We start from the raw sequence: 12,651 nt of genomic DNA, 5'->3' as shown, positions 1-12,651 counted from the left end.
ACCGCGCCATCACCGCCGGGGCCAACCTGGCGGCACGGGAACGCTGGGCCGGACGGTGAAGCAAGGAGGCATCATGACTGACACGTTCCGTCCCCTGTCGCGCCGCGCCGTGTTCGGCGCCGCCGCCGCGCTGGCGCCGCTCGCATCCGCGCGCGCGGCCTGGACGCCGCCACAACCCATCCGCATCCTGGTCGGCTATCCGCCCGGCGGCGCGGTAGACATCCTGGTGCGCATCGTCGCCGAGGGCGCCCAGCGCCTGCGCGGCGTCAGCGTCATCCCGGAAGTACGCAGCGGCGCCTATGGCTTCATCGCCGCGCAGGCTGCCTCGCGCGCCGCGCCGGATGGCACCACGCTGGCCAGCGCCATCATGGGCATGATGAGCGTAGCACCCGCCATCCCGGGCATCCCCATCCCGCTCGACCTCGACCGCGACCTGACGCCCGTCATCGCCCTCGCCGGCACGCCGATGGCGCTGGTGGTGCGGCCCGACGCGCCCTTCACCGACATCAACGGTCTGATCGCCTATGCGCGCGAGAAGAACGGCGCGGCCACCTTCGCCTCCTCCGGCAATGGCTCGATCAACCAGCTCGGCGCGCTGCTCTTCGCCAATGCCGCGGGCATCACGCTCAACCACATTTCCTATCGCGGCGGCGCGCCGGCGATGCTCGACGTCACCGCCGGGCGCGTCGACATGATGGTCGCCAATGTCGCGGAAGTGCTGCCCGCCATCCGCGCCGGCCAGCTCAAGGGCTTCGGCGTCACCGCCAAGGAACCGACACCGCTGATGCCGGAACTGACGCCGCTCGCCGCGCGCTTCCCGACGCTCGACTTCACCAACTGGTTCGGCCTGGCCGGCCCCGCCGGCCTGCCCGCCGATGTGCTCGCCGGCCTGTCCGAGCTGTTCTCGACCGCGGTGCGCGACCCGCAGACCGCGCAGCGGCTGATGGATCGTGGCCTGATCCCGTTGGGCGACAGCGGCGCCGCCTTCGCCGAACGCATCCGCGTCGACCGCGCCCGCTGGCGCCAGGTTGTCGAGACCAACGGCATCCGCGGCGACTGACCTCAATCCCCTTCCCGTTCGACCCTCCGCGTCCAAGGAACATCATGGCTGCGTCGCTTTCGCTTGGCATCGACATTGGCGGCACCTTTACCGACCTGGTCATCCTTGACCCCGAGGATGGCCGGGCGGTGATCTGGAAGGAGAGCACCACGCCCGACGACCCGTCGCGTGGCGCGATCACCGGGCTGATGCGCCTGCTGGAGAAGGGCGGCATCGCGCCGTCATCCATCGGCCGCGTCGTGCACGCCACCACGCTGTTCACCAACGCGCTCATCGAGCGCAAGGGCGCGGCCACGGGGTTGCTCACCACCGACGGCTTCACCGACGTGCTCGAGATCGCGCGCGAACGGAAATACGAACTCTACGATCTGTTCCTGGAGATGCCGGCGCCGCTGGTGCCGCGCCCCTGGCGACGTCCGGCGCTGGAACGGCTCGGCCCCGACGGCAGCATCGAACGCCCGCTCGATGTCGATGCCGCCTTGCGCGAAGTCGAATCGCTGGTCGCCGCCGGCGTCACCAGCCTCGCCATCTGCTTCCTGCATTCCTACGCCAACCCGGTGCATGAACGCCTCGCGGCGGAAGCCATCGCCAGGCGCTTCCCGGCGCTGTCGCTGTCGCTCTCCTGCGATCTCGCGCCGGAAATCCGCGAATACCCGCGCATGGTCACCACGGCAGCCAACGCCTATGTGCGGCCGATCGCCGAGACCTATCTGGACACGCTGGAAGCCGCGCTGAAGCGCGCCGGGATTCCAGGCGGGTTGTTCCTCATGCTCTCCAACGGCGGGCTGACGCACGTCGCCGAAGCCAAGCGCGCGCCCGTGCAACTGCTGGAAAGCGGCCCGGCGGCCGGTGCGCTCGCCGGTGCCTGGTTCGGCCGCCATGCCGGGCTCGACCGCGTGCTCGCCTTCGACATGGGCGGCACCACCGCGAAGCTCGCTTTGGTCGATGACGGCGACCCACTCGTCGCCTGGGGCTTCGAGGCGGCGCGCACCAAGCGCTTCCTGCGCGGCTCCGGCCTGCCGGTGCAGATCGCCACCGTCGAACTCATCGAGATCGGTGCCGGCGGCGGTTCCATCGCGCGGCGCAGCGAACTCGGCACGCTGCATGTCGGCCCCGAGAGCGCCGGCGCGCAACCCGGCCCGGTCTGCTACGGCCGCGGCGGCACGAACCCGACCGTCACCGACAGCGACCTCGCCCTCGGCTACCTCAACGCCGACTTCTTCCTCGGCGGCGCGATGACCATCGATGCCGACGCGGCGCGCGGCGCCCTGGGCACCCTGGCCGGCACGCTGGGGCTGGACGCGTCGCGCGGCGCCTTCGGCATCCATGACGTGGTGAACGAGAACATGGCCGGCGCCGCCCGCGTCGCCATCGCCGAACGCGGTCGCGTCCCGCAGGATTACGCGCTGCTGGCGACGGGCGGCGCCGCCCCGGTCCATGCCTGGCATGTCGGGCGCAAGCTCGGCGTGACGCGCGTCGTCTGCCCACCGGGCGCCGGCGCGGGCAGCACCATCGGCATGTTGATGGCGCCCGCGCGCATCGACCGCGTTGCCTCGCTGAATGTGCGTCTGTCCGATGTCGATTGGTCGGTCGTCGGCAGCATCTTCGACGGGCTGGAGACGGACGCGCTCGCCGTGGTCGAAGCCACCGGCGCCGATTTGTCCCGCCGCGACATCCGCCGCCTCGCCGACATGCGCTATGTCGGCCAGGGCTCGGAGATCACCGTCGCCCTGCCGGAATTGCTGACGGCCGAGGGCGTGCTCGCCGCCTTCGAAGCCGCCTACCGCACCCTCTTCGGCCGCACGCCACCCGGTGCCAGCGCGCAATTCGTCGCGCTGCGCCTCGCCCTCTCCGCGCCGATGCCGGGCTCCGGCGGCACGCTGCGGTTGGACGGCCTTGGCGCCGGCGACACCGCGCTGAAGGGCCATCGCGACGTGCATTTCCCCGATGCCGGCGGCGCCGTCTCCACCCCGGTCTATGACCGCTATGCCGTACCGATCGGCACGCAGCTCGAAGGCCCCGCCGTCTTCGAGGAAAACGAAAGCACCTTCATCGTCGGCCCGGGCGCGCGCATCACCGTGCTGCCCGACGGCTCCATCCTGGCGGAGCGCCTCGCATGAACACCGCACGCAACTTCGACGCGGTCGAACTCGAACTTCTCTGGCGTCGCCTGATCTCGCTGGTCGATGAGGCGGCGGCGGCGCTGGTGCGCACCTCCTTCTCCACCCTGGTGCGCGAATCCTACGACTTCTCCTGCGTCGTCACCGATGCCTCCGGGCAATCGCTGGTGCAGGCAACCGAGAGCATCCCCTCCTTCATCGGCACCCTGCCCGAGACGGTGAAGCACTTCATCCGCTTCTTCCCGATCGAAACCTTGCAGCCCGGCGACGTGCTGATCACCAACGACCTCTGGCTCGGCACCGGGCATCTGCCCGACATTACCGTCGCCAAGCCGATCTTCCGCGACGGCCGTGTCGTCGCCTTCAGCGCGTCGACCGCTCACGCCCCGGACATCGGTGGCAAGATCCGCAGCCCCGAACCGCGCGAGGTGTTCGAGGAAGGCTTGCAGATCCCACCGCTGAAGTTGATGCGCGCGGGCGTCACCGACGACACGCTGGTGGCGATGATTCGCCAGAATGTCCGCACGCCCGAACAGACCATGGGCGACCTCTGGGCGCAGGTCGTCGCCCTCGACCTCATGGAGGAACGCCTCCACGTCCTGATGGAACAGGCGCAGCTCGCCGACCTGACGGACCTCGCCGCCGAGATCCATCGCCGCTGCGAAACCGCCATGCGCAGCGCCATCGCCGCGCTGCCCGACGGCACCTATCACAGCGAGCTCAAGACCGACGGCCTGCTCGATGCGCCCGTGACCATCAAGCTCGCCCTGACCATCACGGGCGACACCATCACCGCCGATTTCACCGGCACCGACGCGCAGGTCGACCGCGCCATCAACTGCGCGCTCTGCTACACCTATGCGATGGTGATGTACGGGGTGAAGGTCTGCACCAGCCCCACCCTGCCGAACAACGAAGGCGCCTGGCGGCCGATCTCCCTCTTCGCCCCCCCGGGCTGCATCGTGAACCCGCTATTCCCCGCCTCGGGCGGCTCGCGCATGCTCATCGGGCACTACCTGCCGATGCTGGTCTTCGGCTGCCTCGGCCAGGTCGTGCCCGAGCGCGTCATGGCCGCCTGCGGCTCGCCGATGTGGGGCATGAACCAGTCGGGCGTGAACGCCGCCGGGAAGCCCTACGCCAACATGTTCTTCTTCAATGGCGGCATGGGCGGCAATGTGCAGGGGGATGGCATCTCCTGCCTGTCCTGGCCGTCCAACGTCTCCTCCACGCCGGTCGAGATCAGCGAGCACATCGCGCCGTTGCGCATCCACCACAAGCGCCTGCGGCCCGATAGCGGTGGCCCGGGCCGGCATCGTGGCGGGCTGGGGCAGGAGATCCTGCTCGAAAGCCGCTCGCCGACGCCGATCGCGGTGTCCTTCCTCGCCGAACGCACCATCTTCCCCGCCTTCGGCATTGAGGGCGGGCAGGACGGCGCACCGGGCGTGCTGAAGATCAATGGCGAGAAGATCGATCCGAAGCGGCAATACGTGCTGAAGGCCGGCGACACCGTGTCGCTCGCCACGCCCGGTGGCGGCGGGCATGGCGACCCGGCGCAGCGCGCCCCCGCGGCGGTGGTGGCGGACATCGCGAATGGTTGGGTGACGGCAGCACGGTGACGGCGCCTCGGAAGTGGACGTTGCCCGCCTTTCGGGGCCTCCCCCACCACGGCTTGCTGCCGACACGCCCAAGGGAATCGCTCGGGCCTGTGCCAGCGGCCCTGGTCGATGGCCTGTGTGGGCACCGGCGAATGGGGGGCTCCGCCCCTCCAAACCACCCCGCCAACGGCCGAAGGGCCTCTCGACGCCATGCGTTGGTGTCGGGCTGTGTGACAGCGTTGCGGCGCCGGCGGGCCTTGCCGGCCAGGAATCAGCTTAAGATAGTGATTTTACGCACTTTAAGATTTTAGGATTTTATTTGCTGTGGACGCACCAAGCGCATTTGCCACCTGGGCGCGAAGAACATATCAGAAACATCCGCCGAATACCAGATCTGTCCCGGTGCAAGGGCGGAAACCCGGTGTCCAGAGGACTTGAGGCCATTGGTGGGGGAGGTCCGGAGGGGGCAAGACCCTCTCCGGCGCCACCCGCCCCGGCTCACCCCTGGATCGCCGGCTCCCCCAGCGACAGCATCAGCCGGTTCGCCCAGTTGAAGAACGCCGCGCCCTGGATGACGTCGCTGATCGCGAGGTCGTCCATCCCGCAAGCGCGCAGCCGCGCCACATGCTCCGGCCCGAAGCGCATCGGCAGCGCCGTCAGCGCCACCGCCGCCGCGACGATCGCATTCCACCGCTCGCCGAGATCCGCGCCGACGCCTTCCGCCAGCAGCCGGTCCACATCCGCCTCGCGCTTGGCGTAGGTCGCGGCAAAGCGCGCATGGACCGAGGCGCAATAGATGCAGCCATTGAACCGCGACACCGCCGCGGCGGCGAGTTCGCGGTCGGCGCGCGGCGCCCCGGCATCGGTGTTGTAGAAGATGTCCTTGTCGGTCCGCGTGCGGTGTTCCAGCGCATCCGGGTCGCGCGCCAGCAGCCGGAAATACGCGGATTTGGCACGCGCGGCATCGACCAGCGCGACCATCTGGCGCTCGGTCAACGCGTCCTCGGCCACGGGGTCGACCCAGGGCAGCCAGTCGAAATGATCGCGGGAGAAGGCAACGGGGGCGGTCATGGCGGGAGCCTCCGGGGTCAGGGCGTCGCGGCGAGCACGGCGAAGCCGGCCACGACGCGTATCTGGAATGCGAGGAAGGAGACGAGTTGCGACAGCGTCACGATGCCGTCCTCGCTCCAGCCGGCCTCCATCAGCGGCGGGAAGCGCTCGGGGGCGGCGTCGCGCGGGTGAAACACCAGGTAATGCGCATGAGCGAAGCCCGCCGCCAGCTTCGGCCCCAGCGCCGCCGTGACCGGCGCGGAGAGCGCGAAATCCGGCCCGGGCACATCTTCGACGCTGAGCGGGCCGGGTGGGTAGTGCCCGGTCGGCCCGCGGCTCATCGTCTCCGCCACGGCCTGGGCCACGGTCGCGGCCAGCGCGGCGCCACCATGCTCGACCAGCGCGCGGTTGTAATGCCCAACCGTCGCCGCCCCGCCATGCAGCCCGGCGACATAGGCCGCCACCGCGAAACGCTCGGCGATGGTCACGTCGCCCGGCTCGGCCGGCAGCAGCAGCGCGCGATAGGACGCCTCGGCATGGCTGCGCGCCGCCGGCCGTCGCGCCCGCGCGCCGTCGAGGGCCGAGCCCGGCACGATGCCGACCAGCGTATCGATCACGTCGGTGTCGTTTGCGGTCATCTCTGCATGGTTCCTGTCTGGATCGTCAGGCGACGCGACGCGCTTCGGTCTCATCCGCGCGCCGCCAGCCGAAGGCCGGCGCCACGCCCTCGGCCACCAGTTCGATGGAGCGCAGCACATAGGGATGTGGCGGGTCGACCGAATGCACCTGCACCGCGAGGTCCGTCGCGCGGTCCATCACCCGGTCGGCGCGCAGCGAGGCAACCACCTCCTCCACCGTGCCGAGATGCACGTCCTGGCGGCGAATCATGTCATCCACCGTGGGCGTCACGTCCGGCGCCCGGCCGGACTCGACCAGCCGCGCGTAATGCCGGCGCAAACCGATATCGGCGAAGCGGATCGCGTCCTCACGCCGGTCGGCGGCGAAGACCGAGCGCGAGGCGAGGATGCGCGGCGCCACCCCGGCCGGCAGAGCCTCGAGATAGGCATCCAGCATCGGGTCCTGGATCTCCGCCAGCGTCGCATCCGGCGCGTCCTGCGTGCGCGGCTGGGTGCGCGAGAGCAGCAGCCCCGCCCCCATCCGCCCCGCCGCCCGCGCGCCATCGACCGAGAAGGTCGCGTACCACAGCCGCGACAGCAGCGACGGATGCGCCGGATACAGCCGGTCCCCACCCGTCAGCGCGTCCCCGGCGAGCGCCGTGTTCAGCACCTTCAGATGCCCTTCGAAAATCGCCCGCCGCTGCGCATCCTCCAGCCCGAAGGCGGCGAAGGCCGCCGGGTTGCCACCCGAGCCGACACCGAGTTCCAGCCGCCCGCCCGAGATCAGGTCGAACACCGCCGCATCCTCGGCGACGCGGATCGGCATTTCCATCGGCAGGGTGACGATGCCGGTGCCCAGCCGGATGCGGCTGGTAAGCGCCGCGACCTGCGCCAGGAACACGAAGGGCGAGGGCAGCCCGCCCTCCCCTTCATGGAAGTGATGCTGCGCGACCCACGCGCTGTCGAAGCCGCAGGCCTCGGCATGGCGGATCTGTTCCGTCGCCAGGCGATACCGGTCGGCCGCGCTGCCCTCATCCAGCAGCCTCGAGAAGAAGCCGAGCCGCAGCCCGCCTGCCTTGGTCATGCGCCCGCCTTCTCCGTCGCGATCACCCCGCCTGGCCCGGCACGCCGCCGCGCTTCCAGGTCAACACCAGCACGTCGCGACAGGAAGGCTTCGCCGGGTCGGCCGGCGCGACCGGGGTCACACCATGCCGAACCCGCGGGTCGTCCAGCACCGCGGTGTCGAGCGGATCCCGCAGCACGAATTGTGCCAGCCGGTTGCCGTCATCATCCTCGATCACCGTCTCGCCGCCATCGAGGTTGGTGCGCGCGATCATGGTGATCAGCACGCAATCCACCCCGTCATGGTGCACACCCTCGGGCGTCGGGAACCCCGGCGCACCGGCGGCGGCCTCGATGCGGAACTGATGCGCCTCGACGAACCAGGGCTGCGGGCCGTGCAGGGCCTCGGCCATGGAACGGCCGAGGTCGAGCAGCCCGCGCAGCGGCGCGCCGGCGGCGACCTCGTCCTCCATCGCGGCGAACCAGCGATCGACGCCGCCATTGAGCGTATTGTGCACGACTGCCTGGAAATGCGGCCGATGTTCCCCGCGCACATGCCCCGACACGCCCGGCTCGGCGGTGAAATTGGCGATGCGACGGCGGCGGTAGCGCCCGCCATCGCGCATGAAGGCATCCGTCTCCAACCGGTCCCACGACGCGAAGAACGCGGCCAGCGCGGCCGGCGCCCCGGTCTCGCCGATCAGCGACGCCATCATCGCCCCCGGCACGCGCGCGAAACCGCGTGCGGCGAGCTCGGCCAGCGGCCCCGCAGGCACGGTCACGACACGCTCCCTTCGCCGATCGGCGGCAACTCGCCGGTCATCCCCGCCAATACCTCCGCCACATGACGCACCTTCACCGGTACACCCTCCCGCTTCAGCCGCCCGGCCATGTTGAGCAGGCAGCCCAGATCACCCGCCAGCAGCGTGCCGGCGCCCGTCGCTGCGATGTCGGCGCATTTGTCGGACACCATCCGCGTCGAGATATCCGGATACTTCACGCAGAAGGTCCCGCCGAAGCCACAGCAGATCTCGGGATCGGCCATTTCGGTCAGGCTCAGCCCCTCGACCGAGGCCAGCAGCGCGCGCGGCTGCGCCTTCACGCCAAGCTCGCGCAGGCCGGAACAACTGTCGTGATAGGTGACGCTGTCCTCATAGCGCGCCGCCACGGCGGCCACGCCCCGCACGTCGCGCAGGAAGGACACCAGCTCATGCGTGCGTTCGGCCAGCGCCGCGGCCTTGGCGCGGTATTGCGGGTCGTCCTCGAACAGCGTCGGGTAATGGTGCGAGACCATGCCCGCGCAGGACCCCGACGGCGCCACCACGTAGTCGTAGCCGCCGAAGGCGTCGATCACCGCCCGCGCCAGGTCGCGCGCCGTCGCGCGGTCCCCGGTATTGTAAGCGGGCTGGCCGCAGCAGGTCTGCACCGGCGGCACCTCCACCAGACAGCCGGCATTCTCCAGCAGTCGAATGGCCGCGAAGCCCACCGTCGGCCGGTAAAGGTCGACAAGGCAGGTAACGAAGAGCGCGACGCGCGGCCGGTTCTGGGACATGGGGCGGGAGAATAGGATTCTCCTCGCCGCACGGACAGTCCCCGATGCACGCCCGCCGCGCAGGCCGGCCATACCGCCGGCAGCCCGGCGCCTGAAGGCCGGATGCGGCGGATACCAGCGGTCGAGGCACTCGGTCGTCGGTATCAGTTCAACCGCTGCCGCAATTCGGCGACCAGCTGGCGGATGCGCACCGCCGCCTCGCCCTCCGGCACCAGCTCCAGAAAGCGGTCGAGGCAGGCCAGCGCGGCGCCGATCCGGTCCAGCCGCTGGTTCATCAACCCCGCCTCCCGCCACAGCGGTGCCATGTCCGGGGCCAGGCGAAGCATGTCCTCGGTGCAGGCGAGCGCGCCATCGATCGCCCCGGCGCGCAGCCGCCGCAGCTTGATGTTGTTCTGCAGCCGCAGCAGTACCTCTCGCTTCGCCATCGGGCGCAGCAGGCCGGGGCGCAATTCCGCCGCCTCCCCCTCCACCCGTTTGAGCAGCGCGCGCAGCGTCGGGGCATCGAGCGCAAGCCCGCCGGCAAACACATCGACCATCAACTGCCCGCGCGGTGCTTCCAGCGCGACCAGGAAATGGCCCGGGAAATCGACGCCATGCGCGCCCCAGCCGGCCGCTTCCGCCGCATGCAGCCACAGGATACCCAGCGTCACCGGCAGGCCGCGGCCGCGTTCCAGCACCCGGATCAGATTGGCATTGGCCAGGTCGTCATAGGTCTCGCCATCGCCGGTCAGGCCGAACTGGCCGTGCAGCACGCCGGCCAACACCGCGCGGCGACGGTCGAGGTCCCCGCCATCGGCCTCACGATCCGCCGTCGCGGCCTGCACCGCGGCGCGGGCAATCGCGGTCAGTCGCTCGGCCGCCGCACGCCAGTCGGCCTCGGGCGCGTCCACGCGGGCGAGCTGAAGCGCCACGGCGGCGATGTCGAGTTCGGTATCGGGCAGGCTTCCGGCGGCTTCGAGCGCGGCGCGGGCCTCATCCTGGTTGGGTGGCGGCATGAACCCAGTGTCGCGGCGGCAGGCGGCGCCATCAAGGCAGACGTCACATTGCGCTTCTCGTTCATAAAGAATCACATGTACGTTATCGCATGAAGTCGCGTCCGTATCTGAGGCGCAACGGCAAAATGCCCACTTCGCGAGGAATGTCATGACCAGGCGCCGTCACCTCACGATCGCCGCCGCCCTGCTTGCGCCCGTGGCGCTGGCCGGCTGCGGCACCGCATTGAGCGACTCCTCCGCCATCGGCAGCGACCCCAGGCCGCTACCCTACACCGGCAGCATCACGCTGACCGCCGATCCGGCAGCGGCCCGTTGCGTGCTGACGAACACGGTGACCAACAGCCTCGTCGCCGAGGTCACTACGCCCGCCACCATCCCGCTGCCGCGCGGCACCGCCACGATCAACGCCATCTGCACCGCCCCCGGCAGCATGACCACCACCGTCGCAATCCGCCCCGTGCGCGACTTCGCCACCGACATCCACCACCCGCAACCCGTCGGCACCGGCATCGCGCAGAACCTGGAGGCCGTGCAGACCGGCCGGACACGCCGCTACAACAACACCTTCATCCCGCTGCCACCGCAGCCCTTCGCCTCACAGGCCGCGCTGGACGCCTGGTTCGCCGACCGCGCGACGCAGCTACGCCAGGCCGCGGCACCCGCCATCGCACGAGCACAACGCGCGCCCAACGCGACGATCGACACGGCAGAGACACTGAACGACTATCTCGCGGCGGACCTCGCGCAACTGGAGCAGCAGAAAGCGATGGCGTCCGTCGCCGCGGCCGAACCGGAGCCGGTGCCGGGCGCGCGGCGGCGGTGAGGGGAGGAAGGTCGGGGGAGGGAACTCCCCCGAGCCCCCTCCTTTTTTTGTCTGTTGGTATTGAATGGGCGTCGCGTTGCCGCGGACCTCGAGCCAGGGCTTCGTGGCGCAGATGGCGTCCTGAATGAACTGGTACGCCAGCACCCCAACGTCACACCGGCTGATCTTTGGTGGCCTGCTCTGCGCGACACTGAGGCCATTGGATGAGGCGGGTCGCGGCGATTCCGCCGAATATGGTACCCAAGGGCAACCCGAGAAACGCGGCGAGAAACACCACCGAAGCGCCGCAGCCCGCCGCTTCATCCGGTTCGCAGGCAGATCCATCTAGAACCCGAACAACAATCACGATGAAACCGACGAACGCGGCGCCCGCCCGGAGCAGCATGCCGACGGCGCCCCCACTACGCGTTCGGCAAGCCGCAGCATCGCCGCCTCTTCCTCAATTCGTGCCTGCCACCCTTTATGTGGAGCCATCCGCGCCCACTCGAACCCGAACATCCACGAACCGACAGCCACACCCAGCGTCAATTGGTAGAAGAAGGAGGGGGTTCGGGGGAGTTCTCTCCCCCGACCTTCCTACCGCAATAACACCGGCAACAGCGCATCCAGCCTGACGATCCCCTCGGCGGTCGCGCGCAGCCGCCCCTCCGCTGTCCAGGCCAGGTAATCCTCATCCAGCAGCGCGGCGAGCATCGCCGGGTCCACGGTCTGCTCGAAAGGCAGCCCCGAGCGGGCGGTGATGCGTGCCGGGTCGATCCCCTCGGCCAGCCGCAACCCCATCAGCAGTGCCTCGCGGGCGCGGTCGGCCTCTGAAAGCACTTCTTCCTCCACCACCGCATGCCCGTCGCGCTCGACGCGGTTCGCCCATTCCTCGGGCGCGCGGTGGCGGCGGGTGGCGAGCATGCGCCCGTCCAGCAACAGCCGCTGATGCGCGCCGGCGCCGATACCGAGGTAATCGCCATACCGCCAATACGCCAGGTTGTGCCGGCTCTCCGCGCCGGGCTTCGCATAGTTGCTGACCTCGTAAGGCAGCAGGCCGAACCGTCCGGCTTCCGCGGCGGTGGCGACATACAGCCGGGCGGCCTCGTCGCCCTCAGGCAGAGTGAAGGCGCCGCGGCCATGCAGGGTGGCAAATTGCGTCCCTGGCTCGATGGTCAGTTGGTAGAGCGAGAGGTGGTCGGCGGCCAGCGCCAGCGCCTGGCGCAGCTCGGCCCGCCAGGAGGCCTCGTCCTGGCCGGGGCGGGCGTAGATCAGGTCGAAGGACAGGCGCGGGAAGATGCTGCGGGCGGCTTCGAGCGCGGCGATCGCCTGAGCGCTGTCGTGCTTGCGGCCGAGGAAGCGCAGCGCGGCTTCATCGAGCGACTGCACGCCGAGGCTGGCTCGGTTCACCCCCGCATCGCGGAAGGCGGCGAGGCGGCCGATCTCGACGCTGGTCGGGTTGGCTTCCAGCGTGATCTCGATATCCGGGCCGGCATCGAACAGCGCGCGCGCATCCTCGATCAGCGCGGCGACGGTCGCTGGGTCCATCAGGGAGGGTGTGCCGCCGCCGAAAAAGATGCTGGCAAGCGGCCGGCGGCCGACGCGCGCGGCCTCATGCGCCAGTTCCCGCCGCAGCGCGTCGCCGAAACGGGCCTGGTCCACCCGGTCGCGCACATGGGAATTGAAGTCGCAATATGGGCACTTGGCGGCGCAGAACGGCCAGTGGATGTATAGGGCGAGGGGTTCGGTCACGCGGTGGCATATGGCGTGCGAGGCGCGATCTGTCGAACCCGGGGGA

At 70.0% G+C, this 12,651-nt stretch carries 12 protein-coding genes; 4 read left to right on the top strand and 8 right to left on the bottom strand.

The features are described 5' to 3' along the window. Positions 1-73: 73 nt before the first annotated feature. Genes IEY36_RS13720 through IEY36_RS13710 form a run of 3 tightly spaced genes read left to right on the top strand, consistent with a single transcriptional unit; the run spans position 74 to position 4,796 of the window. Positions 74-1,060, top strand: a complete 987-nt coding sequence (locus IEY36_RS13720) for a Bug family tripartite tricarboxylate transporter substrate binding protein (protein ID WP_188967638.1) — start codon at positions 74-76, stop codon at positions 1,058-1,060. 44 nt (positions 1,061-1,104) lie between these two features. Continuing rightward, complete coding sequence (locus IEY36_RS13715; RefSeq protein WP_188967637.1) at positions 1,105-3,180, top strand: hydantoinase/oxoprolinase family protein; 2,076 nt, start codon at positions 1,105-1,107, stop codon at positions 3,178-3,180. Next, positions 3,177-4,796: a hydantoinase B/oxoprolinase family protein gene (locus IEY36_RS13710; RefSeq protein ID WP_188967636.1), complete on the top strand. Its 1,620-nt coding sequence runs from the start codon at positions 3,177-3,179 to the stop codon at positions 4,794-4,796. Before IEY36_RS13715 ends, IEY36_RS13710 begins: the two co-directional genes overlap by 4 nt. Positions 4,797-5,273: 477 nt before the next feature. Here IEY36_RS13710 and IEY36_RS13705 read toward each other — a convergent pair whose 3' ends face one another. The 6 genes from IEY36_RS13705 to IEY36_RS13680 form a co-directional block, all read right to left on the bottom strand. Continuing rightward, entirely contained in the window at positions 5,274-5,846 is a 573-nt protein-coding gene (locus tag IEY36_RS13705; protein ID WP_188967635.1) for an alkylhydroperoxidase domain protein, read from the bottom strand. Positions 5,847-5,863: 17 nt separating this feature from the next. Beyond that, positions 5,864-6,463, bottom strand: a complete 600-nt coding sequence (locus IEY36_RS13700; protein ID WP_188967634.1) for a CMD domain protein — start codon at positions 6,461-6,463, stop codon at positions 5,864-5,866. A gap of 25 nt (positions 6,464-6,488) precedes the next feature. Next, positions 6,489-7,526, bottom strand: coding sequence for a putative FMN-dependent luciferase-like monooxygenase (locus tag IEY36_RS13695; RefSeq protein ID WP_188967633.1), 1,038 nt, complete (start codon positions 7,524-7,526; stop codon positions 6,489-6,491). A 22-nt stretch (positions 7,527-7,548) separates the two neighbouring features. Continuing rightward, on the bottom strand, positions 7,549-8,286 hold the full coding sequence (locus IEY36_RS13690) for a 2OG-Fe dioxygenase family protein (RefSeq protein WP_229681305.1): 738 nt from the start codon (positions 8,284-8,286) through the stop codon (positions 7,549-7,551). Continuing rightward, positions 8,283-9,056: a (Fe-S)-binding protein gene (locus IEY36_RS13685; protein ID WP_188967632.1), complete on the bottom strand. Its 774-nt coding sequence runs from the start codon at positions 9,054-9,056 to the stop codon at positions 8,283-8,285. The genes IEY36_RS13690 and IEY36_RS13685 overlap by 4 nt, the downstream gene beginning before the upstream one ends. Before the next feature lie 143 nt (positions 9,057-9,199). Then, positions 9,200-10,051: a SirB1 family protein gene (locus IEY36_RS13680; RefSeq protein ID WP_188967631.1), complete on the bottom strand. Its 852-nt coding sequence runs from the start codon at positions 10,049-10,051 to the stop codon at positions 9,200-9,202. Positions 10,052-10,199: 148 nt separating this feature from the next. Here IEY36_RS13680 and IEY36_RS13675 point away from each other — a divergent pair, with 148 nt between their 5' ends. Further along, complete coding sequence (locus tag IEY36_RS13675; protein WP_188967630.1) at positions 10,200-10,874, top strand: hypothetical protein; 675 nt, start codon at positions 10,200-10,202, stop codon at positions 10,872-10,874. A 151-nt stretch (positions 10,875-11,025) separates the two neighbouring features. Here IEY36_RS13675 and IEY36_RS13670 read toward each other — a convergent pair whose 3' ends face one another. Together IEY36_RS13670 and hemW are read right to left on the bottom strand one after the other, a co-directional pair. After that, entirely contained in the window at positions 11,026-11,259 is a 234-nt protein-coding gene (locus IEY36_RS13670; protein ID WP_188967629.1) for a hypothetical protein, read from the bottom strand. A 191-nt stretch (positions 11,260-11,450) separates the two neighbouring features. Then, entirely contained in the window at positions 11,451-12,605 is a 1,155-nt protein-coding gene (gene hemW / locus IEY36_RS13665) for a radical SAM family heme chaperone HemW (RefSeq protein ID WP_188967628.1), read from the bottom strand. Positions 12,606-12,651: the final 46 nt, after the last annotated feature.

This window comes from Neoroseomonas lacus, from assembly GCF_014644535.1.
In the GTDB taxonomy this organism is placed as follows: Bacteria; Pseudomonadota; Alphaproteobacteria; order Acetobacterales; family Acetobacteraceae; genus Neoroseomonas; species Neoroseomonas lacus.
The sequence above is the reverse complement of the archived record's forward strand: the minus strand, read 5'-3'. Positions and strand labels throughout refer to the sequence as shown.

Excerpts from the sequence above, each read along its gene's own strand:
- IEY36_RS13710 (WP_188967636.1), top strand. The coding sequence starts at position 3,177 with ATGAACACCGCACGCAACTTCGACGCGGTCGAACTCGAACTTCTCTGG.
- IEY36_RS13695 (WP_188967633.1), bottom strand. The coding sequence starts at position 7,526 with ATGACCAAGGCAGGCGGGCTGCGGCTCGGCTTCTTCTCGAGGCTGCTG.
- IEY36_RS13720 (WP_188967638.1), top strand. The coding sequence starts at position 74 with ATGACTGACACGTTCCGTCCCCTGTCGCGCCGCGCCGTGTTCGGCGCC.
- IEY36_RS13700 (WP_188967634.1), bottom strand. The coding sequence starts at position 6,463 with ATGACCGCAAACGACACCGACGTGATCGATACGCTGGTCGGCATCGTG.
- IEY36_RS13670 (WP_188967629.1), bottom strand. The coding sequence starts at position 11,259 with ATGCTGCTCCGGGCGGGCGCCGCGTTCGTCGGTTTCATCGTGATTGTT.
- IEY36_RS13715 (WP_188967637.1), top strand. The coding sequence starts at position 1,105 with ATGGCTGCGTCGCTTTCGCTTGGCATCGACATTGGCGGCACCTTTACC.
- IEY36_RS13705 (WP_188967635.1), bottom strand. The coding sequence starts at position 5,846 with ATGACCGCCCCCGTTGCCTTCTCCCGCGATCATTTCGACTGGCTGCCC.
- IEY36_RS13680 (WP_188967631.1), bottom strand. The coding sequence starts at position 10,051 with ATGCCGCCACCCAACCAGGATGAGGCCCGCGCCGCGCTCGAAGCCGCC.
- IEY36_RS13685 (WP_188967632.1), bottom strand. The coding sequence starts at position 9,056 with ATGTCCCAGAACCGGCCGCGCGTCGCGCTCTTCGTTACCTGCCTTGTC.
- IEY36_RS13675 (WP_188967630.1), top strand. The coding sequence starts at position 10,200 with ATGACCAGGCGCCGTCACCTCACGATCGCCGCCGCCCTGCTTGCGCCC.